General features: G+C 38.1%; 24 protein-coding genes. 14 read left to right on the forward strand and 10 right to left on the reverse strand.

Annotation, left to right across the window (positions count from 1 at the left end):
• Window positions 1–187 precede the first annotated feature (187 nt).
• The 4 genes from LC454_RS14445 to LC454_RS14455 all read left to right on the forward strand — a co-directional run bounded on the left by LC454_RS14445 (window position 188) and on the right by LC454_RS14455 (window position 1881).
• Window positions 188–427 carry a hypothetical protein gene (locus LC454_RS14445; RefSeq protein ID WP_223583204.1) on the forward strand — a complete coding sequence of 80 codons (240 nt, stop codon included), beginning with the start codon at window positions 188–190 and terminating at the stop codon, window positions 425–427.
• Window positions 409–1053 carry a hypothetical protein gene (locus LC454_RS14450; RefSeq protein WP_223583205.1) on the forward strand — a complete coding sequence of 215 codons (645 nt, stop codon included), beginning with the start codon at window positions 409–411 and terminating at the stop codon, window positions 1051–1053. Before LC454_RS14445 ends, LC454_RS14450 begins: the two co-directional genes overlap by 19 nt.
• 210 nt (window positions 1054–1263) lie before the next feature.
• A complete protein-coding gene (locus LC454_RS26425) occupies window positions 1264–1389 on the forward strand; it encodes a hypothetical protein (RefSeq protein WP_262903082.1) in 126 nt (41 codons plus the stop codon).
• 33 nt (window positions 1390–1422) lie between these two features.
• On the forward strand, window positions 1423–1881 hold the full coding sequence (locus tag LC454_RS14455) for a tetratricopeptide repeat protein (RefSeq protein WP_223583206.1): 459 nt from the start codon (window positions 1423–1425) through the stop codon (window positions 1879–1881).
• A gap of 1276 nt (window positions 1882–3157) precedes the next feature.
• Here LC454_RS14455 and mnmE read toward each other — a convergent pair.
• Window positions 3158–4537 (reverse strand): tRNA uridine-5-carboxymethylaminomethyl(34) synthesis GTPase MnmE, encoded by a 1380-nt coding sequence (gene mnmE / locus LC454_RS14460; RefSeq protein WP_223583207.1) that lies wholly within the window; start codon window positions 4535–4537, stop codon window positions 3158–3160.
• 179 nt (window positions 4538–4716) lie between these two features.
• Here mnmE and LC454_RS14465 point away from each other — a divergent pair, with 179 nt between their 5' ends.
• Entirely contained in the window at window positions 4717–5202 is a 486-nt protein-coding gene (locus LC454_RS14465) for a hypothetical protein (RefSeq protein ID WP_223583208.1), read from the forward strand.
• 69 nt (window positions 5203–5271) lie between these two features.
• On the opposite strand, the gene xpt is transcribed toward LC454_RS14465, so the two are convergent.
• From xpt to LC454_RS14480, 3 genes are all read right to left on the reverse strand, one after another.
• The gene (gene xpt, locus LC454_RS14470) at window positions 5272–5847 is read right to left on the reverse strand and encodes a xanthine phosphoribosyltransferase (protein WP_223583209.1); all 576 of its coding nucleotides are present in this window, start codon (window positions 5845–5847) and stop codon (window positions 5272–5274) included.
• Between the two features lie 54 nt (window positions 5848–5901).
• A complete protein-coding gene (locus LC454_RS14475; protein WP_223583210.1) occupies window positions 5902–7680 on the reverse strand; it encodes an AMP-dependent synthetase/ligase in 1779 nt (592 codons plus the stop codon).
• 308 nt (window positions 7681–7988) lie between these two features.
• A complete protein-coding gene (locus LC454_RS14480; RefSeq protein WP_223583211.1) occupies window positions 7989–9185 on the reverse strand; it encodes a proline dehydrogenase family protein in 1197 nt (398 codons plus the stop codon).
• A gap of 95 nt (window positions 9186–9280) precedes the next feature.
• Between LC454_RS14480 and LC454_RS14485 the strand changes: the two genes are divergently transcribed.
• The 3 genes from LC454_RS14485 (at window position 9281) to LC454_RS14495 (ending at window position 11454) form a co-directional block, all read left to right on the forward strand.
• Window positions 9281–9487, forward strand: coding sequence for an RNA-binding S4 domain-containing protein (locus LC454_RS14485; RefSeq protein ID WP_120257306.1), 207 nt, complete (start codon window positions 9281–9283; stop codon window positions 9485–9487).
• Window positions 9488–9537: 50 nt separating this feature from the next.
• The gene (gene aroB, locus LC454_RS14490) at window positions 9538–10605 is read left to right on the forward strand and encodes a 3-dehydroquinate synthase (protein WP_223583212.1); all 1068 of its coding nucleotides are present in this window, start codon (window positions 9538–9540) and stop codon (window positions 10603–10605) included.
• Window positions 10606–10740: 135 nt separating this feature from the next.
• Window positions 10741–11454, forward strand: coding sequence for a ThuA domain-containing protein (locus tag LC454_RS14495; RefSeq protein ID WP_223583213.1), 714 nt, complete (start codon window positions 10741–10743; stop codon window positions 11452–11454).
• Between the two features lie 170 nt (window positions 11455–11624).
• On the opposite strand, the gene LC454_RS14500 is transcribed toward LC454_RS14495, so the two are convergent.
• Both LC454_RS14500 and LC454_RS14505 read right to left on the reverse strand, forming a co-directional pair.
• Window positions 11625–13511, reverse strand: a complete 1887-nt coding sequence (locus LC454_RS14500; RefSeq protein ID WP_223583214.1) for a TonB-dependent receptor plug domain-containing protein — start codon at window positions 13509–13511, stop codon at window positions 11625–11627.
• Window positions 13512–13738: 227 nt separating this feature from the next.
• The gene (locus tag LC454_RS14505; RefSeq protein WP_223583215.1) at window positions 13739–14692 is read right to left on the reverse strand and encodes a zinc dependent phospholipase C family protein; all 954 of its coding nucleotides are present in this window, start codon (window positions 14690–14692) and stop codon (window positions 13739–13741) included.
• 174 nt (window positions 14693–14866) lie between these two features.
• Between LC454_RS14505 and LC454_RS14510 the strand changes: the two genes are divergently transcribed.
• Genes LC454_RS14510 through LC454_RS14520 form a run of 3 tightly spaced genes read left to right on the forward strand, consistent with a single transcriptional unit; the run spans window position 14867 to window position 17487 of the window.
• A complete protein-coding gene (locus LC454_RS14510; RefSeq protein ID WP_120257311.1) occupies window positions 14867–15853 on the forward strand; it encodes a glycosyltransferase family protein in 987 nt (328 codons plus the stop codon).
• Window positions 15854–15860: 7 nt separating this feature from the next.
• Window positions 15861–16595, forward strand: a complete 735-nt coding sequence (locus tag LC454_RS14515) for an FKBP-type peptidyl-prolyl cis-trans isomerase (RefSeq protein ID WP_223583216.1) — start codon at window positions 15861–15863, stop codon at window positions 16593–16595.
• A complete protein-coding gene (locus LC454_RS14520; RefSeq protein ID WP_223583217.1) occupies window positions 16582–17487 on the forward strand; it encodes an aldo/keto reductase in 906 nt (301 codons plus the stop codon). The genes LC454_RS14515 and LC454_RS14520 overlap by 14 nt, the downstream gene beginning before the upstream one ends.
• A gap of 4 nt (window positions 17488–17491) precedes the next feature.
• Here the strand turns inward: LC454_RS14520 and kdsB are convergent, their stop codons facing one another.
• The 4 genes from kdsB to mazG form a co-directional block, all read right to left on the reverse strand.
• The gene (gene kdsB, locus LC454_RS14525; protein WP_223583218.1) at window positions 17492–18235 is read right to left on the reverse strand and encodes a 3-deoxy-manno-octulosonate cytidylyltransferase; all 744 of its coding nucleotides are present in this window, start codon (window positions 18233–18235) and stop codon (window positions 17492–17494) included.
• A gap of 79 nt (window positions 18236–18314) precedes the next feature.
• Window positions 18315–18932 carry a deoxynucleoside kinase gene (locus tag LC454_RS14530; protein WP_120257315.1) on the reverse strand — a complete coding sequence of 206 codons (618 nt, stop codon included), beginning with the start codon at window positions 18930–18932 and terminating at the stop codon, window positions 18315–18317.
• A 15-nt stretch (window positions 18933–18947) separates the two neighbouring features.
• A complete protein-coding gene (gene trpS, locus LC454_RS14535; RefSeq protein ID WP_223583219.1) occupies window positions 18948–19946 on the reverse strand; it encodes a tryptophan--tRNA ligase in 999 nt (332 codons plus the stop codon).
• Between the two features lie 77 nt (window positions 19947–20023).
• Window positions 20024–20836, reverse strand: coding sequence for a nucleoside triphosphate pyrophosphohydrolase (gene mazG / locus LC454_RS14540; protein WP_223583220.1), 813 nt, complete (start codon window positions 20834–20836; stop codon window positions 20024–20026).
• Between the two features lie 138 nt (window positions 20837–20974).
• Between mazG and LC454_RS14545 the strand changes: the two genes are divergently transcribed.
• The 3 genes from LC454_RS14545 (at window position 20975) to LC454_RS14555 (ending at window position 22650) form a co-directional block, all read left to right on the forward strand.
• Window positions 20975–21274, forward strand: coding sequence for a hypothetical protein (locus LC454_RS14545; protein ID WP_223583221.1), 300 nt, complete (start codon window positions 20975–20977; stop codon window positions 21272–21274).
• Between the two features lie 44 nt (window positions 21275–21318).
• Window positions 21319–21843, forward strand: a complete 525-nt coding sequence (locus tag LC454_RS14550) for a hypothetical protein (protein ID WP_223583222.1) — start codon at window positions 21319–21321, stop codon at window positions 21841–21843.
• A 117-nt stretch (window positions 21844–21960) separates the two neighbouring features.
• Window positions 21961–22650 carry a hypothetical protein gene (locus LC454_RS14555; protein ID WP_223583223.1) on the forward strand — a complete coding sequence of 230 codons (690 nt, stop codon included), beginning with the start codon at window positions 21961–21963 and terminating at the stop codon, window positions 22648–22650.
• Window positions 22651–22807: the final 157 nt, after the last annotated feature.

Below are 22807 nucleotides of genomic sequence, written 5' to 3' on the forward strand. Positions count from 1 at the left end.
AAATATTAGACACAAATAACAAATAAATTAATTAGTAACGTAAATTAGAAAAGTCCGATCTCAGCTGTCGGAAAAATGGGATACTTACAAGACATAAAAGTCCTTCAAAAAAGTGTTTTCATATTTAGTAGGAAATTCAAATTACATCTAATATTTTTAGTATTTTTAAGAAAAACTATTAATCTTTATGGCAAAGAAAAAACTTAAAATTGAAACTGAAAATTTTATAATTGAAGATCGGCCACCTATCAAACAAGATGAGAAATTTAAGCTATATGTTAGGTCTGGAGGCAGATGTGCAATATGCAACAGGTATTTAATTGATCTTCAAACTGGAATCAACCTTGGAGAAATGGCTCATATCGTGGGTTGGACGAATAAGTACTATAGAGAAAACAATAGCAGTGCATGGCAAAAAATACAATAAAAACTGAAGAAATAAATCAGCTGTTATCTTCTAAAAAGAAGGGTGATCTACGAAAGGTCGTTAAGGTAATTGCAAATAATGGATTATCAGATTTTAATTCTGATCTTTTTCAAATTCTTGACAATTATATTTCTGACGAAAAAATGTGGGAATTGAATTACGATATTATAAGAGTTCTGGGGAAAACTGGATATGATAAAGTGGTTCCCATACTAGAAAATATTTGCGCTAGAAATGAAGAACATGATATGATAACGAGTGCAGCATCAATGGCATTATGTAGAATTAGGAGAACTGATTTAAATGATGTTAAAGAAGTTCAAAGGTTACTAGGAATTGGAAAATTTGCTGTCGTAGATGGAGCCTTGAGATCTATGGGGATTGATAAAGTAATACCTACTGAAGCTAACATTAATACAATAATTGATTCTATAAATGCTTTTGAGCCAAAAATAGAGGTTGGATATGCAGATGTAAGAGAAGGCCTCGCTGTTGCAGCAGCCGGTTGGCCTAAAAATGATATTGTCAAAATGTTTTTAGAAGGTTGTATTAATTCTGGAGACAGTGCATTGGCAAAATTAGCTAAAAGCTCAATCAATAAAAAATATTCAGATATTGACTATTAAATTGTTTGATTTTTGAAATAATAGGTCATATCAGCGATCCATTTCAATTTATTTATGATCCAGATTGGAAGTGGTTATTTAACGAAAATGTAGAATGATTTTAATGTGAAAATATTCCTAAAAAAGGTAGCAGGTTCTATATTCCAGAATTAAATGGAATTTAAGTTAAATATAGATTATCGTTAATCTTTAAAATTTGTAATAAATTGAATGGAAGAAAAAGAAGTCAAAAAGCTGCTTTCAGAAGCAAAAAAGAAAAGAAATTATGGAGAGTTTGCAGAAGCATTGGCGATTCTACATCATGTAAACAATGACTTTCCTCAAAATGTAACTTAGAGATACCTTTTAGCTTCTACATACTATGAAAGTATGAATGCCGAGGCTGCGCAACGGTATGTTGAAGAAGCAATTGTGCTGGATGAAGGCTCTAAGGAAAATTATGAGCTGTTGGGCGATGCATACGAAAAACAAGGAGATATTGATAAAGCTGTAGAATCTTACAAGAAAGTATTTTCAATGGATAATAAGTACTTATCTGTATGCGAAAAGCTCATTCAATTGTATCTAAAAAACGGAAATTATGAAGGAGTGCTAGCACATTGTGATACGGTCATGAGTTATATCCCAGTTGATGTTTTGACCGCTAAAGCACGGACGTTGACTTCAATCTATTTAAGTTGCGTCTTATATAAAGGTTGGGCGCTGGTTTACCTAAATCATTACGAAGATGCTGTTAAAGAAACAAGCAGAAGAAAGGAATTATATATTGATACAAAGGCGCCAATATATCCCCGTATGTTTAAAGGTGATGATGAGGCTTTTTATTAGCTATATATCAAGCTTAATGATTTACCGAATGTTGACAAATGGTTATTGTATTCTATATACTCTTAATTTGGAGAAATTATTAATTTTCCACATCCAAACGTGCTGATTTGTAAAAATTGCTGTCTAATTTAAAAATCCTTCAATCAAAATGAGCAAAGAATGTTTAGCTATTTTTCTCAAATTAATCTATTCTTTGGGATAGATTTTGCATTCGTTTAAATTGTATTTATCCTGAATAAAAGGAGTTTAATGATACCCCAAATGTCATTATTGAAGCCTCTGGCCTAAAAAACATCCTTCTTGACTTAAAGAAATCTGATCATGACCTCAAATATCAGAATTGAGAAAGTCTGTCAATATTGTGGTACAAAATTTATCGCCAAAACAACCGTTACCAGATATTGCAGTCATAGCTGCAATAAAAAGCCTATAAACTCGAACAAAGAAATACAAAAATAGACTATGCCAGATATGCAGTTCGCAATGTTGAAGAACTAAAATACCAGTCTATGGGCCCTCCAGTAAACCTTACGGTTAGAGAAACTTCCGCAATATTAAAATGTATTACAAAAATGGTGTATTTCCTAATCACTACAGGCCGTCTAAAAGCCATTAACCTATCCGTGAGAAAAACAAGAATCAAATTACAGGATCTAGTACTAATTTATTAAAGTCAATCAATAACATCCATTACAAAAAATTGGCTTGATGATATTTTAGAGGCCTTCAATAGCTTTTGCTATGAGTCGATTTGACAATACCAACCATAATCTAATCCTTAATATCAAAATCATCGCAACCGCAACGCTACGCTATAAACCGATAGCAAAGAAAGACAAAGTTTGTTCTTAGACATTCATCCCCCTATCCAAAGTGAAATAACCGGAAAACTGCTTAGAAAATTCTATCTTAAATTATTCGTTTACAACCGGCCAAAATCTGAGGCTGAAAAATTTATAATAAAGAAACAGTTTCTTTAGCAGAGTATGCACGTCTCCAACGACAAATTGATCTACAAAATACCGACTATGGCTTTATAAATAAAACAAAATTCAATTCTAATTTTATAGAATTTTTCCAGGCCGAAGCTGACCAAAGACCTGGCTCAATACACTAGAGTATGGCTGTTGCTTGTAGGCATACCGCAACAAATAATAAGTAAATATTATATATAATAGTGATAGAGATTAGATTTACTGTCTTTATAGGCTAAAAGCCCTTACAAAGGGCTTTAAAGTATATTTTATTTGGTTTAGTATTTAGTGTTTTACCTTGATTACTTTCCGATACAGAATTTGGAAAAGATATTATCCAGTAAATCATCTGTAGATACACTACCTGTGATTTCTCCAAGATGATACAAGGCCTGACGGATATCCATCGCTAAGAAATCCGAAGTAACCGGATTATCAATACCGAATAATACACGCTCCAGAGAATCTGATGTCTTTTGCAAAGCTTCTACATGTCGGATGTTAGTTACCATGACATCGTCTGTATTCAGGTTTCCTAGCTGTACTCTGTTGATCAGTTCATCCTTCAATTCTTCTACGCCTATCTGCTCTTTTGCTGAAATATAAAGCGGATTAAGGGGTTCATATTCAGCTTTTTGATTGTCAGATAACAAATCAGATTTATTGATGATGGTCAAAAATGGAATTTGAAGATTTTCAATTTCTAGCAACTGCGATTGAACTTCATCTATTTTATCTTGCATTGGATCAAAAAGATAGATAATCAATCTAGCCTGTTTCATTTTTTCGCGTGTACGCTCAACTCCCTTCGCTTCGATGATATCCGCAGTCTCACGAATACCCGCGGTATCTATAAACCTGAAGGTTACACCATGAATATTAATTTCATCTTCAATGGTATCACGCGTAGTTCCGGCGATGTCTGAGACAATGGCACGTTCTTCGTTTAAGAAAGCATTCAATAAGGTTGATTTACCTACATTTGGTTTCCCCGCAATAACTACAGGAACACCATTTTTTAACACATTTCCTTGTTCAAAAGACTGAACCAATTTTTGAACAATTACTTTTATTTTATTGATTAGATTTTTGAGCTGATCTCTATTCGCAAATTCTACGTCTTCCTCTGAAAAATCCAATTCTAGTTCAATAAGAGAGGCAAAGTGGATCAAGTCTTCACGGAGGGATTTCAGTTGATTGGAAAATCCGCCGCGCATCTGCTGCATGGCAATTTGATGGGATGCTGCCGAATTGGAAGCAATTAAATCGGCTACAGCTTCGGCTTGTGAAAGATCCATTCCGCCATTGAGGAAAGCACGAAGCGTAAATTCACCAGCACGGGCAGCCCGAGCTCCTTTTTTGATGAGCAAATTAATAATACGCTCAATAATATATTTGGAATTGTGTGTAGAGATTTCTACAGAATTTTCTTTTGTGTAAGAGTTTGGAGCTACAAAAAGGGATACGAGCACTTCATCTATAATCTCTTCACCATCGCGAATGGTTCCAAAATGAATGGTATGGGAGGCTTGTTTAAGGAGATCTTTACCCTTGAAAATATCGTTGGTGATTTTAATGGCCTGTTGACCTGAAACGCGAATCACAGCAATCGCACCATTGGCACCAGCCGATGTCGCCAATGCGACAATTGTATCTTCAGTAATATAACCTGTATTGGACATGCTGCAAAGATACGTTAAATTGGCTGGAATGAAAGTGCCTAAATGTCCTGGCAAATTAAATTTTCGATGGGCAATTAAACCTTTGTTTAGACACGCATGTCATACCAATAGAAACGCTTATAAAAAGGTGAAAAAATAGGCGATATCGTACTTGATTTATAAATTTAAATTGTCTGGTTATGAAAAAGATAATATACTTCGCACTAGCAATAGGAGGACTTGCATTAATAACTCCAAAAGAATCGTCAGCTCAGCATCGTGGAAATGACCGCGAATGGAAGCATGAGAAAGAGCATCGGAAATACGAGGAAAAAAGGGATAAGGAAGAACGGAAATACTGGGAAAAAAGAGATAAGGAAGATCGGAAATATCATAAAAAAGTAGCCAAGTATTATCGTAAGGAATATAGGCATGGTCCGCCAGCTTGGGCGAGAGCACATCGATATGATAATAGACATCACGTTTATTTTAGGGACTATAAAACATTTTATGATCCTTATCGCAATGGATATGTTTATATGAGAAACGGACGTTGGAGCTTTTCGGCTAATGTACCTTCTTTCATGTTAAATGTTAACTTAGGGGCCGCCAACATACGTGTGGTGAAGGATGTGCCGATCAGCAGACATCCAGAAGATTTTTACAACGACTATCGTTGGGATTAAAAATATAATTTATCTTGTTGTTTAAACTTAAAAAGCCTCATTCTTTATTGAAATGAGGCTTTTGTTTTGTTAATCTTCTTCGAAGCTGACTTTATCCACTTCCAAAGATTTTATACGTGCTAAAGATTCTATTCGGATATCGGATAATTCCCGTAATCTTTCGCCACCTTCCTGAAAGGATTTTTCGATAATAAAACCCATACCCAATAATGCGGCACCAGACTGTTGGATGAGATCCAGCATACCAAACGCTGCATTTCCATTGGCAAGAAAGTCATCGATAAAGAGCACTTTGTCATCTGTGGAAAGAAACTCCTTGCTAACACAGATATCGTAGGTTCGATTTTTGGTAAAAGAATGTACTTCACTAACATACATATCACCCATAGTCTTAGGTTTTGCCTTTTTAACAAAAACAACGGGCAGTTCTAATAGGTAGCCCAACATGATCGCTGGTGCAATGCCACTCGCTTCAATTGTTATGATCTTGTTGATGGGTAGATCTGCAAAACGACGTACAAATTCTACTGCAATAGATTTCATCAATACAGGATCCATCTGATGGTTGATAAAATTATCTACTTTGAGTATACCTCCAGCGAGGCTTTTGCCGTCATTAAGGATTCTATCCTTTAATAATTTCATGTGATACTTTTTATAAATAAGTGCAAAGATATATTAAAATAGGAGTGATTTCGGTTAATCGATCTCCATTTGATATAGATTATTAAATTCTTCCTGATGATGTTCGAGAATAACTTTACGCTTCATTTTTAAGGTCGGAGTCAGTTCCCCATTTTCAATAGTGAATTCATCCCTTAAAATAATAGGCTTTTTGATTTGCTCCCAGTTGCCAAAGTGCTGATTGGCGTGACGTACTTCCTGATTTACCTTTTTGATAATTGCAGGATTAGTCAAGAAGTCTTCTTTGGTCATATCTGCGAGTTCTGGAGCATCATTTTTAGCCCAATCCAATAGGTGAGAATAATTGGGTACAATAAATGCAGAAGCAAATTTCATCCCGTCACCAATCACCATAGCCTGTTCAATAAATTTAGATTCCACAAGTTTGGTCTCTATAGGTTGCGGGATAACGTACTTGCCACCTGAAATCTTGAACATTTCTTTCTTGCGATCTATAATTTTTAGGAATTTCTCATCTTCCCATTTGCCAATGTCGCCTGTATGCAACCAACCATCAATAATCGTTTTATCTGTCTCGGTTTTATTTTTGTAATAGCCCATCATCACATTAGGCCCTTTGACCAAAATTTCACCATCCTCAGCTAGTTTGATTTCTACGAATCGAACGGGGAGCCCAACAGTACCTATACGTATTCCTTTAATGTAATGGTTAACCGAGATCAAAGGTGATGCCTCAGTCATACCATATCCTTCATATAATGGAATTCCAGCGGCCAAAAAAGCGCGCGTCAGTCTGTTATGCAGTGACGCCGAACCAGAAGCAACGGTTAACAGCTCGCCACCCAAGGCTTCGTACCATTTGTTGAGTACAAGCTGTTTGGCAAGCTTAAGCTTCATATTATACGCGAAACTTCTCTTGATAGGATTAGGATCATATTCTTCAGCTATATTAACGGCCCAATCAAATACTTTTCTTTTGAATCCGGTAAGCTCATGACCTGTTTTCATGATTTTCTCATAAACCTTCTCGAGGATGCGGGGAACGACAGTCATGATATGTGGTTTTACTTCTTTTAGGTTATCACCAATTTTATCAAAAGACTCTGCAATATGTATGGTAAAGCCTAGGTGCATGTAGGTATAGAGTACCATCCGCTCATAAGCATGACAGGGGGGAAGAAAAGTTAGTCCTCGATCATAAGCCTTGCAGGGGGTGATTTCTGCTGCTCCAAGCACATTCGAAAAAATATTATTATGGGAAAGCATAACACCTTTCGGCTTACCAGTTGTGCCAGAAGTATAAATTAATGTAGCCAGATCTTCGGGTTTGATCTGATCGCGTAACTGAATCAGTCTATCTTCTGGACAGTTGCCCCCTAGATCATTGAGCTCATTCCAGCTTCGGGTAGATTCCTGTTCCGAAATGCAGAAGATATATTTTAATGTATAGATGGACTCCGTTAGGTTCATCAAGCGGTCGTATAGACTCTTATTACTGACGATACAGACCCTGATTTCAGCATCGTTAAAAATATATTGATAATCAGCGTCGGTAATATTGGGATAAATGGCTACCACCACTGCGCCAATTTGTTGAATAGCAAAATCTATCATGTGCCATTCCATACTACTGCCTGCGATAAGACCAACCTTTTCGTTGGGCTTGACACCGAGTTCAATCAGTCCTTTGGACAGATTGTCCACTTTTTCAAGAAAATCAGCCGTTTTGATATAGTTCCACTTGCCATCCAGTTTGTGGGCAAACATGTTAAGATCGGGATATTTGCTGATCTGGTGACGGGCAAGATCAAATAATCTAAGTTTTTCTTCCATTTCAAATATATATACTTTTTGTTCCGGGGGAACATCATTTCACTATGAACTTTATTTTAAGGGAAAAGTTTGCAAACATAAATAATTGTTTCAATAATTTGGAATCAATTTGTAATTCGCTTATACCAATGTCGAGAAGCTGAAATAGGAACACCGTTTTTATGAAACATTATCGCTATTTATAATAGATGAGGAAAATAGAGCGGGAGAGGGCAGTCACGATGTAATCGCTGCTTATATTTTGAGCGAAGGCGGGGTATGTAGAAATCTAACAGGTGGATGCAAGCTGAATAAGAAAAAGCTAGTCGTTATCGACGACTAGCTTTTCTTCTTTGTTTTTCCTTGATCAACAGCCCAAGTTCCCGACCAGTGGCTCCGGCAACGGAGGTGTTTTCTTGTGCTCTTCTGAATAGGTAAGGCATCACAGCTTTAACTGGTCCATAAGGCATATATTTAGCAACGTTATAACCGTGGGCAGCCAAATTAAAACTCAAATTGTCTGACATTCCCAATAGTTGAGCAAAATAGATCCGATCTGTCGATCTGTCGATACCACGTTTGTCTATTTCCTCGGCCAATAACATACTGCTGTCTTCATTGTGTGTACCAGCCATCAGTCCGAAATTGTCCAAGTGGTCCAATATAAACTCAATAGCTTCATTGTAATCTGTATCAGATGCAGCTTTATTCGGTTGGATCGGGTCAGCATAGCCCATTTGTGTAGCACGTGCACGTTCGATTTCCATATAGGCACCTCGTACAATTTTTGCTCCCATGTGAAAACCTCTGACCTTAGCATATTCAAAATCAGCTTTTAAAGAAGCTAATTTGTCACTGCGGTAAAGCTGATAGGTATTATAAACAATAGGTTTTTCCATATTGTATTTTTCCATCATTTCGCGTGCGATGTCATCAATAGCATCTTGGATCCAGGAATGTTCAGCGTCAACCAATACCTTTACGCCCGCTTCATGACAAGCTTTACAGATACGGTCTGTGCGATCCAACATGCGTTGGTATTCTCCTTGTTCGGATTCTGTTAATGTTTCTTTGGCATTAACCTTCTCGAACAATTCAAAACGACCTAATCCCGTTGGTTTAAAAACTGAAAAGGGAATATACTTGTTTTTGCTGGCAGCGGATACCGTACGTAGTACTTCTTCGCAACAGGCATCAAAAGCACTTTCGGTCTCTTCGCCTTCAACCGAATAGTCCAATATGGTTCCAACACCATTTTCACCCAATTCATTGATGGCGGCTTCGCAGCCTTCAATGGTTTCTCCTCCACAAAAATGCTTGAAGATTGTACTACGGATTATACCCTGGATCGGCAATCCAATGTTCAGCGCAAAGTTGGTCATTGATGGACCTACTTTAGTTAAAAAGTTATTCGCTATTATTTTGAATAACCAATACGCTCTTTCTAAATCCTTATCACTTTTACTTTTAAAAGCGATCTCTGTATTATCAAAGGACAATGTTCTGGGCTCAGAATTCTCAATCATAATCTTTATTTGCAATAAGGCAAATGTAGTAATTTAGTAAGCATTAAAACGATGATTATTCTTGTATTCCTCGGTTAAACCACTATTTTTGTGGAATGCAAGAATTTAAAATCGAAGGAGAATATATACAGCTTATACAGTTACTTAAAGCTTTAAATTGGGTAGAGCATGGTGCTATGGCTCAGTGGGTTGTCGCTGAAGGGTATGTCAAGTATAATGGCCAGGTTGATTATCGCAAAAGACTGAAATTAAAGCCTGGTGATGTTGTTGAATTTGATGGGATGGAAGTAAAATTGGTGTAATATTAAACAATATTGGTAAATAGAAAATTTAAACCTTAAAGAATCGTAGAATGGAAGTCATAGAAAGTTTGGGCTATCAAGTATATTTTGATGATACGTTGGCCTCTTTGGAGACGTTTTTAGCGGAACGGAATTATTCAAAAATTATAGTTTTGGTAGACACCAATACCTTAGACAATTGTTTACCATTGTTTCAGCAAGCTTTACCTAATTTATCCAACTATGATGTCATAGAGGTAGATCCCGGGGAAGAGAATAAAAATATAGATTTCTGCATCGGAGTGTGGCAGAATATGCTTGATTTTGGAGCTGACCGGCATTCGTTGCTGATCAATCTCGGCGGTGGTGTTGTCACTGATATGGGTGGTTTTGCGGCATCCACGTTTAAGAGGGGGATGGACTTCATTCAGATTCCGACAACCTTACTTTCGCAAGTAGATGCTTCTGTCGGTGGAAAGACCGGAATAGATATGGGAAGCGTGAAAAATATAATCGGAACGTTTGCCCAACCACAAGCCGTGTTTATTTCGAGTCAATTCTTAAAAACATTGGATAGAAGGCAATTGATATCCGGGTTTGCTGAAGTTATTAAACACGGACTGATCTTTGACCGTGCGTATTATGAACGTGTGAAAATACTGGATATAACGCAGATAGATAATGCATTGGTGAAGCATTCTGTTTCCATAAAGAATAAGGTAGTCTTAGAAGACCCTAAAGAAAAAGGTCTTCGTAAGATCCTGAATTTCGGACATACCATTGGTCATGCCATTGAAGGATATTCGTTGTTGAATGATCGCAACCCTTTATTACATGGGGAAGCTATTGCTGTTGGAATGATCTGTGAAGGGTATCTTTCTCATAAATTGAATGGACTTTCGTTGGATGAATTAAATGATCTCATTGCTACTTTCAGAAGATACTTTGAAGATTATACGTTCAGTTCGGTTATCGATACAACTCTATTGGATCTGATGCGGAATGATAAGAAAAATCTATCTAATCAGATCGGCTTTGCGCTCCTAGATAAAATAGGTAGCTGTGAGTATGATATTTTCGTTTCAGAGGATGATATTATTGAAAGTCTTGATTTCTACCGAGAACTAATCGTACGATGAAATTTTGAAAAAGCCGTGTACGGGGAGAGTACACAGCTTTTTCTATTATGATCTAAGTGTTAAACGTACTACAGAAAGTTGCGACCTTAGCTTATAGAAAGCCTAAACTAAATTTTAATAATAACCAACTATATCATGAATAAATTCTTCATTTTTCTGTTTTTCTTTTTTGCGATGACTATGACCGCCATTGCACAAAAAAGGGTGCTGATTTTTAGTAAAACTCAAGGGTTTAGACACAGCAGTATCGAAAAGGGGGCTCAGGTCCTTAAACAACTGCTAGATAAAGAAAAGATTGCCTCAGATCACTCAGAAGATGCGGGGCTGTTTACGGACCAAGGTTTGAAAAAGTATGATGCCATTATCTTTTTAAGTACTACTGGTAATATTTTGGATGAGCCGCAGCAAGATGCGTTTGTCCGTTATATCCAATCGGGCAAAGGTTTTGTGGGGATCCATGCCGCAACGGATACCGAATTTGACTGGCCGTGGTATAACGGTTTGGTGGGGGCCTATTTTGCATCACATCCTGCTGTGCAGAATGCTAAAATAGATGTAGTCGATAGAAAAAATATCGCTACCAAACATCTTGATCCCGTATGGTGGCATAAGGATGAATGGTACAATTTTAAAGATGTGAAAGAAGGTCTACATGTGTTGATGAATTTGGATGAGAAGAGTTATAATGGTGGAAAAATGGGCGATCATCATCCGATTTCCTGGAGCCAAAATTATGATGGAGGAAAGGTTTTTTATACAGGACTGGGGCATACAGAAGAATCTTATGATGAACCTGCATTCCAAAAACACTTGATTGGCGGGATTTTATCGGTACTTCCGAAAAAATAATGTCATTAGCCCGAAGTTAGAATAATCATCCAAAAGTCTGCGTGCTTTAATGCCAAAGATTCAATAAACGTCTAATACCCCATATTGATAATCATTTATGGGGTATTTTAGTTATAAGAGATAGTATGTATTTTTACGCAGGGGTATCTCTTTGCGATGATTTTAAGTTTTTAGTACCTGAATTTATATTTTGCACCTAGACTAAACCACCTTCCTGGCATAGGTACAGCCGCCGCTTCAATATAGCTCTTGTCAAAAATGTTCTGAATATCGGCAAAAATATTGAGGTCGATAAACTGATATGAAGCTCTTAGATCTGCAATAAAATAATTTTTGTAACTGATACGTTCGTTGAAACGATTAGCTGTTGTCAGCATCCAGTTTTTATGATTCACCGTAAAATTGAGAATAACCTGATGTCTTAAATTTTCGATGGCATACTTGGAGCGGACGCCATCTTCAACTTTGATCGTTGGATTTAGGTAGTTGTAACTTATTGTCGTGTAATATCGTGTGATGGCCATTGGATCATTGAGCTGATAACGAAAAGATCCATTGACGCCATCAACAGTATTTTTTCCAATATTGGAGGGTTTCCATGGAACCACGGTTCCCTCAGCAATAGCGCCCTCGGTTTTTTGCCAGTCTATGAAATCATTTATATTTCGGTGAAAATAGCTCGCCTGAGCCACGATACGGTTGGATAGATATTTGATACCACCCTCAATCTGATACGCATTCTCTGATGTTAGATCTGGGTTTCCAATATTGGCAGTTTGATTGGTATAGAGGTCTGTAAATGACGGAATACGTTGGGCAGATCCTGCACTCAGGACAAATTTCCAGCGTTCGGTTATACTATAGCCTAAGTCGAGGCCCGGGAATACCTGCCAGCCAAATTTTGAGTTATAATTTACGTAGGCTCCCGCATTGATCATTAGTTTGGTAATCGCTTCAGTTTTGAATTCCAGGTAACCGCCGTAGTTTTCGCGGTTATGGGATCCGATAGCGGTACTATTGATTCGCTCGAATCGGCTCTCTAGTCCCAAACCAAAAGTTCCGTAATGCTGTTCTAATGCGGCATTTACTTCGGCTCCAAAAACATTGCTATAATGTTTTGATCTACCCTTGCTGGTTTGCCTTCCCAAGTACCAATATTCATCTTCATTATATCGGTTACTGAGTCGGGGGCTAATGGAAAAGTCCTTGCTCAATTGATGTTTAGACTGTAGGGACGCGAATGCAGTTTTAACTTGTTCATAGGCCTCTTTGTCCGTTGGGGCAGCATAATATCCATTGGCCCCAAACTGATTGTCTATATAGCCAAAGTTTGCTTTTATTTGATTGGATTCATTGGGCTGATAAGTTCCGTCGTAATACAATTTGTTATTATTGGAGGCTGTATTATAACGCTGACCGTTGGAATCTTCATGTCCAAAATATAAGCCGTGACTGGTGCGCCGGCTGTTGAACTGCGCACCTAATTGGGCTCCCTTGCCGTAATATTTACCAGAGCTCGCCTGTTCATTGTCTTTAAATGACGATCCACCATATACCTGTGCACTGATCTGATTGGATTCGATTTTTTTTGTAACGATATTGATTGCACCAGTTAGTGCATTGATGCCGAAGATACGGGAGGCTGGTCCTCTGATAATTTCGATACGCTCAATAGATTCCACAGGTACGGGTAGGTTCATATTGTGGTGCGCAGTCTGTGGATCTGTAATTTTAACCCCATTTAATAGGATCGCAGTTTGTTCAAATGAGCCACCATCTATACTTACATCAGCCTGTGAACCAAATGGTCCTCTTTGACGTACATCAACACCGGGTATATTAGTTAGCAGTTCGTTTATCGAACGATTGGGGAGTCGTTGGATGTCTTCTTGTGTCAATATCTGTATGTTTTTGTTTTGCTTTGAAAAGGGGATCTGGAGTCTGTTCTGATTAATAATGACTTCATTCAATGCTGTCGTGTCCCTCATTTGTGCATGGGTAGCACCTACAGTCAAGACGATGGCGAGCTTTGTTAACGCTATTTTTTTATTCAACATGATTTCTTTTAATTATCCTATTTAATCATAAACTGGTAGTCCGTAAAGGGATTCGATATATCCTTGTTACCTGTTTTTGATTTGCGCCGTTATCGTATTTTACGTTTTTGCAAAATCACTATAGGGCAGTTCATAGGTTTTATGCCGCAAAACTAGTTCAGTTGATTAAGAAGTAAATAGTCCGGTACTAATATTGTGTGTAGTCCGGTCGGTTATCTGCGGTCTGCTTACATCCATTCCTCGCGGCCGATAGGCTTTTTACCGTTTGTAGTGATGCTATCCATTTTATTTTCAATTTTTATTTTGGAGGTGCTAGAAAGGTCGGGTTGACCAGACTCAAGCCAGGCCGAGTACCAGTAGGAGGCTACCCGAAGAATTGTTTTACGCATTCTCCGTTCCACCATTCCGTTCAATGCATGATGATAGGCTTTAGCATAATTATCAGAATAAGTCCATAACAATTGATTGTTTCGTTCGATAAATGAGTTTTTTTGAGAAGCTTTAAACTGTTTGTTGAGAAGCGATTCAATACTGAGTACAGAATCGACGAGCTGATTGCTTTCACGAACAATATTCCAGGCTTCGCTTAAAGGATCCACGATATAAATGGCTTTTCCAACAAGTAGGTTATAGTTGCCGGCGAACATTTCGGGTAGTCGGCTCTCCCAAAAGGCATGGATGCCGATCTGACCTGTTAATTGGCCATTATAATTTTTGGTCGTATGTAAGGGGACATGGGCATCGGCGATATAATGGCCTAAATCTGCTGAATGTTTGACGATTTTATTATAATCCTTGGATTGAAAGGCTTTAACAAGCTTTATATAGGTAAAGTTAATTTGCCAGGGGATAATACCGTTTTTAAGTAGTTGTCGTTCCTGGAATTTATCCTTTGCTTGTGACCAATGTATGGGTATTGAGTCGATCTGCCTATCTTCACTGTAATCTTCAATGTCAATAAAATGCCGTGGCCCCTCAGTACTGTCAATAAAACAACGCTTATCTGGATCTACGGCTTTCTCCGTAATAAGGTCAATATTGGTCTTGTAAAATTTGGCCAATTTTGCGGGGAGTGCAAAGACTGCGTAATGGTTGATTTTTTTATGTGCAAAAAATCCCCATGAGTTAAATGTAAACAGTGCAACAATGGAAAGTGTCCAAAGGAGAGGAGACTTTGTCATAGTAAATTGGTTATTAAATAATTGTTAATACTAAATATACGTAAAAAAGAAGAAAAATAGTGTTAACTCTATAGATTCATTGTATTAATTTATCTTTTCTTAATATAACTAAACAATAAAATAATATTGATAGTCGTTAAAATTCATTAATTTGCCAACACAAATACAGTCGTTATGAAGATATTGTACGCCGTACAAGGGACTGGCAATGGACACCTTAGTCGTGCCATGGACATTGTTCCCTGTTTGAAAGCTTTGGGAGAAGTGGATGTTTTGGTCAGTGGAATCCAGGCAGATCTCTCCTTACCTTTTGAAGTAAAGTATCGTTTTCATGGTTTAAGCTTTATTTTCGGAAAATCGGGAGGCGTTGACTTATGGAAAACTTTTATGAGTTCAACCATTCGTAAATTTACCAACGAGATCAAAAGTCTGCCAATCGAAGGTTATGATTTGGTTATCAATGATTTTGAGCCTATTTCAGCATGGGCCTGTCACTCTAAGGATCTGGAATGCATTGGACTAAGCCATCAGATTGGGGCTCTGGATCCTGCAAGTCCTAAACCGGAAGAAAGTGATATGTTGGGGAAGTTTATTATGAAAAATTATGCTCCCGCGACACATTCATATGGCTTCCATTTTAAAAGATATGCCAAGAATATTTTCCCACCAGTTATCCGTAATGCTGTCCGTGATCTTACTGTTACTGACCAAGGACATTACACCGTTTATTTGCCCGCTTATGATGATGCGCATCTGTTGAAACACTTGATGAAATTTCCGGACGTGAAATGGGATGTATTCAGCAAGCACAATTCCCGACCCTTTGAGATGAAGAATGTGACCATAAAACCGATCAATAATCAAGCTTTTATTGAAAGTATGGCTTCTTCTTCCGGAGTTTTATGCGGTGCAGGTTTTGAAACCCCGGCAGAAGCGTTATATTTGAAAAAGAAACTATTGGTCGTCCCGATGAAAAATCAGTATGAGCAGCACCTAAATGCAGCATCATTGGAAGAAATGGGGGTACCAGTGATTTCCAGTTTAAAACAGAAAAATATGCTGGCTATTGAGGCTTGGCTCAACAGTAAATCAAGGGTTGAAGTTGATTACCCTAATATAACACAGGAAATTATTGAAGAAATTGTGCAAAAGCACCGTTAAATAAAACATGAAGTACATCGCATTAGCCCTATTGTCTCTGACGACCGTAACTGGATTTGCTCAGCAGAAAAAAAAGACCAGTTCGGTCAAGAAAAAAACAGTGACAACAAAAACAAACTCAGCAAATCTGTTGGTAACCAAAGCGGATTCTGTATCCTATGCATTCGGTATGGATATTGGAAAGTCATTAAAATCTACTGAAGTAGAATATTTAAAAGCTGATGTTATCGCAAAAGCGATTGCTGCCACCTTGAAAAATGAGAAAACCCTATTGGAAGATGGACAAACAAGAGAAGTCATCCAAAAAGCCATTATGGATATACGCGCTGAAAAAGAAGCCGTAAGTCGTGCCCAAGAAGATAAATTCTTCGCTGAAAATGCGAAAATAGCAGGAATGAAAACAACGGCTGAGGGTATTCAATATCTTGTTTTGACCCAGGCAGAAGGGGCGAAGCCTACTGTGAATGATGAAGTTACTGTGCATTATAAAGGAACCTTATTGAACGGTAAACAATTTGATAGTTCGTATGATCGCAATGAACCATTAAAACTATCGCTGGGACAAGTGATCAAAGGATGGCAGATCGGTATTCCATTAATGTCTAAGGGGGCTAAATATAAGTTTTTTATACCAAGCAGACTGGCCTATGGGGGGCAGGCAAAAGGCAATGATATTCCTGCGAATAGCACGCTGGTGTTTGAAGTGGAATTGCTCGATTTTAATACGAATGGAACAACGTAGATTAGGTGAAAGTGGTCTAACGGTTTCGGAAATTGGTTTGGGTTGTATGTCCTTGAAAAGCAATCAACCCAAACAATCCAAAGATATTATCCAAAAAGCATTCGATAAGGGAATTACCTTTTTTGATACCGCTGATCTCTATGACAAAGGTCAAAATGAGACCGTTGTTGGTGAGAGTGTACAGGCTTTTCGCAAGCAAATTGTTTTGGCCAGTAAAGTCGGTAATCTTTGGCGGGCTGACGGTTCGGGCTGGGATTGGAAAGCGTCGAAAGATTATATCATTAGAACTATTGAAGGATCGCTATCACGATTGAAAACAGATTATATTGATCTTTATCAATTACATGGTGGTACAATTGATGATCCGATCGACGAAATCATTGAAGCTTTTGAATTGCTGAAGAAACAAGGAAAGATCCGTGCTTATGGGCTGTCGTCTATTCGTCCAAATGTCATTAAGGCATTTCTGTCAAAATCTTCTATTTCGTCAGTGATGATGCAATATAGTATTTTGGATAGGAGACCAGAGGAGGAAATCGATGCATTATTGGCTAATAATGGTACCAGTATCCTGGCGCGAGGAGCTTTAGGAAAAGGACTCTTGATGAATAAGCCTGTGGAACCTTATCTTCAATATAGTTCTGGAGAGGTCACGCATATACTTCGCAATCTGGATAATATGGCAAAAAATTCAAGAGAAGATAGGGCGACTGAAGCGCTATCCTATGTGCTATCCAATCCCGCGGTAGCAACAGCTGTAGTAGGTGTGAGCACTAAATTGCAGTTGGATGAATTGCTATCGACAACACAACGGATTAAGCAATTGGATAAATTAGACAAGAAGAAATTACTGGACGGCGTCCGGTCTTTGTATTACACCGAACACCGGTAAGTATCTATTTATTAAAAAATAGTTTTAAAATTTTATTGAGATCTTCTTTCGTATCGACCGCTACAGTTTCATGTGTGGTAACTGCCGTTTGGATTGCGTAGCCATTTTCTATCCAACGTAATTGTTCGAGCGCTTCAGCTTCCTCAAGTATAGACACCGGCAATTGTGTCAAAGCTCTTAAAGTATCTACTTGATAGGCATAAATACCAATATGTTTGTAGAATGTTTGTTTCTTAAGCCATTGTTCCTGATCAACTCCTCTTAAAAAAGGAATCGTTTGCCTGCTGAAATAAATTGCTTCCCCAAATGTGTTTCGGACAACTTTTGGAATATTCTGATTGAATAATTCCTCTGGAGTCTCGATTTCTTTTACTAAGGTTGCAATTTTTGTTTGCGGATTTTCAAAACAAGTTGCCAAAAGATCTATTTGGTCAGGATTGATAAAAGGTTCGTCTCCTTGGATATTGATCACGACATCATATTCTCGATCATTGGCAATGACTTCGGCACAACGGTCTGTACCGGACTGATGTGTATCGGATGTCATGGCTACATTGCCGCCAAAGGAGAGCACTTCCGTTGCTATACGTTGGTCATCGGTGGCGACAATTACTTCGGTCAATTTTTTTGATTTCTTTACTTGCTCGTATACCCGTCGGATCATGGTCTGGCCTTCAATATCAACCAAAGGTTTGCCCGGAAATCTGCTTGAAGCATATCGAGCAGGAATAATGCCTAAAAATTTCATGATACTTTGTGAATTTCTATTTAATAAAAAGCCTGTAAAATTATCAATTTACAGGCTTTTATCTATCTGTTGTCTCTTGTTATTCAAATAATCCGAATAATTCGGCTTCTATCTTTTGTATGATTCCACCAAGATCCTCTGGATTAGTTGTGAAATCAAGATTATCTTTATCTAAGATCATTACTTTACCCTCCTTGTAATTGTTGATCCATTTGTCATATTTGTCATTTAATTTGGACAAATAATCTAATCGGATGGCCGATTCATAATCACGGCCTCTTTTTTGGATATTGTTAACCAAAGTGGGAACGGAAGCTTTTAAGTAGATCAATAGATCGGGAGGTTTGATGTAGTGAATAATACTTTGGAATATGTTGCTATAGTTTTCAAAGTCACGGGCACTCATTAAACCCATATCATATAAGTTTTCGGCAAAGATATAGGCATCTTCATAGATTGTACGATCCTGAATCATATTAATATCCGTCTCCTGAAGCTTTACAATATGCCTAAAACGGCTATTTAAGAAGAAGATCTGAAGGTTGAATGCCCAACGTTTCATGTCTGAATAAAAATCTTCTAGATAGGGATTATTGTCCACGGCCTCAAATTGAGGTTCAAATTTGAAATGACTCGCCAATAATTCCGTTAGCGTCGTTTTTCCAGCCCCTATATTTCCTACGATAGCAATATGCATATTCTCTTTCCTTGTTTAATAAAATCTCTTGATACCAATAATCTCACGAACTTCTTTCAGTGTCTTGCGTGCAGACTCACTGGCTTTCTCGGCTCCCAATTTTGCAACTTTCGCAATATAATTGTCATCGTTCGATATATCTTCAATACGAAGACGTACATCATTTGTAGCTAATACCATATCTTCTGCCAACTGCTTTTTGAAATCTCCATAACGGATCTCACATTTATTGTAAAGCTCGTCAAAGTGTTGTAATGTATCGGGTGTCGAAACCACCTTCATTAGATCGAATAGATTCTGGATCGCTTCGGGTTTAGGCTGGTTCATTTCAGTTGGACCTGAGTCAGAAACTGCGCGCATTACTTTTTTACGAATGGCGTCAGCAGAATCCGAAAGATAAATGCAATCAGCTTCACCATTGGATTTACCCATTTTACCTTGACCTGCCAACCCTGGTATTTTAACCAATTTGTCCGAGTAGGAGAAAGCAAAAGCTTCTTTAAAATAATCTACATTATATAGGCGATTAAAGCGATTACCAAATGTACGTGTCATTTCCAGATGTTGCTCTTGGTCTTTTCCAACAGGAACTTTAGTTCCGTGGTGGATCAGAATGTCGCAAGCCATTAACACAGGGTAGGTGAGCAAGCCAGCGTTGACATTGTCGGGGTTGCTGCGCACTTTATCTTTAAATGCTGTCGCTCGCTCAAGTTCGCCTAAGTAAGCGTTCATGTTCATGTACAAGTAAAGCTCAGCAACTTCAGGGACGTCAGACTGCACGTAAATAGTTGATTTTTCGGGGTCTATACCCGCAGCCAGATATTCAACGATAACTTGACGTACAGTGCCCTGAAGACCATGTGGTGTAGGGTGTGTCGTCAAAGAATGCAGATCCGCAATAAAAAAAAAGCAATTATATTCATTTTGCATTTTCACAAAATTGCTCAATGCGCCATAGTAATTTCCTAAATGTAATTTTCCGGTACTTCTGATACCACTAACAACTGTTTCCATATTCCTGCGAATTTACGGATAAATTTGACAAAGTAGAATTAAATTCCGTGAGTCCCGTGCCTTTTAATGGATTGTCGTTATTTTTTTAGTTTTTTTGCTTCATTCCAATAAACATCCATTTCTTCAAGGCTCATATCCTGCAATTGTTGCTTGCTTTCCGCAGCCTTTTGCTCCAAATAGGTGAATCTGGTGATGAATTTCTTGTTGGTACGTTCCAGGGCATTTTCCGGATTGATACCGATATGCCTTGCATAATTTATGAGCGAGAATAATAGGTCGCCAAATTCAGCCTCTGCTTTTTCACGGTCTATGGCTTCAGTGGTTTCGATATTGAATTCTGTTTTAAATTCGGCAAGTTCTTCCTCAACTTTTTCCCACACCTGTCTTTTGTCTTCCCAGTCAAAACCAACACCTCTTACTTTATCTTGAATACGGTAGGCCTTGACAAGAGCCGGTAGTCCTTTTGGAACACCTGCAAGGACCGATTTATTGCCCTCCTGAAGCTTGATGGCTTCCCAGTTGGATTTCACTTGATCTTCAGTGCTTGCGCTCGCATCTGCATAGATATGGGGATGGCGGGTAATTAACTTGTCACAGATTGCATTCAGGACATCAACAATATTAAAATGTCCTTCTTCTTCCGCAATACGGGCATAGAATAAGAGGTGCATCAGAACGTCACCAAGTTCCTTTTTTATTTCGGGATAATCCTGTTCCAGAATAGCGTCTGTAAGCTCGTATAACTCTTCAATCGTCAGGTGACGCAACGATTCCATGGTTTGTTTCTTGTCCCAGGGGCATTCAAGCCTTAAGGTATACAAAACATCGAGTAAACGTTGGAATGCAAGTTGAGGGGTGTACTGATAAGCCGGAGCTGCTAGATTTGCCATATGATATTGAGTTTTTGTCTTACAAAAATAGAAATATGATTTTGAATAAACTATTTGAAATTGAGGAAAACAAAAGGGGGGAAATGGTCGTTTTATAATAAAAATGGATTATTTAGATCAACTTAAGAAGAATTAGTTATGGAAAGAATGCACGGGTACTCGTCAGCTAGTGTGGCATTGGAAAAGTTAAGCGGTTTGGGATATAAAATAGATTACAACATCGAATTTGATGATTTATTGGCCCATGCAGAGCAGTTTAAGATTGATTACCTATTTCGTTATGAGGGAGCGTCAGATCCAGATGATGAGTCTACTGTATATGGAATAAGCCGAAATTCAGGAGAAAAAGGTGTTTTTGTAGCGGGAAATTTATCACTGATTGAAGGAAAGAAGCGGGATATTCTACTGCAGCTTGAACTAAAAGAAAGAGAACATTAGCAATTAAGCTATCCTAAAATAGTAGCTATTAATATAATTAAGGTATGGAAGGAAGTAGTTTTACTGAATCTGAAAGACTCAAAGAACTTAAGATATGGGCTTTGCGTCGCGATGGTAAACCTTTGGATGGAGGCTATACCGATCTAAATGGGGATCGTCTGTTGCAGGTATACCGCAATGAGGCGCTCAACTTAATGAAAGCAGGATTTTACAATAAGGGTACAGGACTTTTTGAATCTTATGTCGAACGACATTATCCGCAGGAATTGGAAAAACTCATTGGTAAACTGGAAAGGAGTTACGATAGCCTTGAACGATTTAGTCCGAGGCTGGTCGAAGAAGGGTTTTATAATCTCATTTTGGGAGATCTGCCACTACATATGAAAGGAACAATAGTGGTGCTGCTCCGTGCGAAGGAATCAGAGTTTCCTTCTATTTACAACAATGATCAAGATGCGGATATGCGTAGTTCCCCAAATTGGTTGTTACAGCAGCCTTATAATGATATTTGGGTAGATATGCATCAGACTGCGTTGAATAATATCCACTATCCGGATCGGATACTCTAGTTTGGCAAAATTTTTGTTATTAACAAACACGACAAGAGGATAATGATTTTCAGTATCCTCTTTTTTGACGCTAAATTTATTGTTGAATTATTAACAATTTTCTAAATTATAATTAATATGATTTTATACATCGGTATTTTTGCTGTGATCGTAGTTGTCTGTGTTTTTATTTCTCTTATGATGATGAAAAAGCAAAAGGAGACAGCTCGGAAGTATGAAGGAGATGCTGGGATTGCTTTGGCTCCGGGTATCAAAGATGAATTGTTGCGTCAAGAGTTTCATGAATTAACCAAACAAATGAATGGAGCTCCAATCGAGGCGTTTACACAGTGTGCCTACATTGCGACAGTCGGTGATAAGGTGGCTTCAGCTGCAGCGACGGCAGCTAAAACTGTAGCTTGGGCCGCAGTAGGGGTAAAAGCGAGATATAGCGAACGTGACAATGCTTCCTATCTAGTGCTTAGCAACAATGAACTGCATTATGTCTTTTTTGACGATGGTGAAGCCAAAGATCATTTGGTTTTTGACCAGGAATCTCTACTGAATGCGCGTCCTGCTCAAATCAGTAATTCGGAAAAGGTCACCCGTATGGGGTCCATTATGGGATTAAAACCTAAGAAAATGCATCTTGATATCAATGGGAATGGCCTTGACATCATCTATTATGGTGCTGTACAACGAATGCCTGATGGTATCATATCTCCCGGTTCCGGTATGTTTGAAACACAGTCGAAGCTTCAGCTGATGGGACGTTTTTTTCTGGACAGGTTGTATCAAAAATACCCACAGCTTCAGGATCAAAACTAGTTAAACTAACTGTGAGGATACTTCTTTATTGTATCTATAATATTAAAAAGTGCGGCGCCATCTTTCTTCATGGCGCCGCACTTTTTAATCGACTTCTCCAATAGTCGATTATTCAGGTAATCAATAAAAAACTAACGAAAGGTGTTAGTTCATGATC

It is taken from the genome of Sphingobacterium sp. GVS05A (assembly GCF_019969845.1).
Lineage (GTDB): Bacteria > Bacteroidota > Bacteroidia > Sphingobacteriales > Sphingobacteriaceae > Sphingobacterium.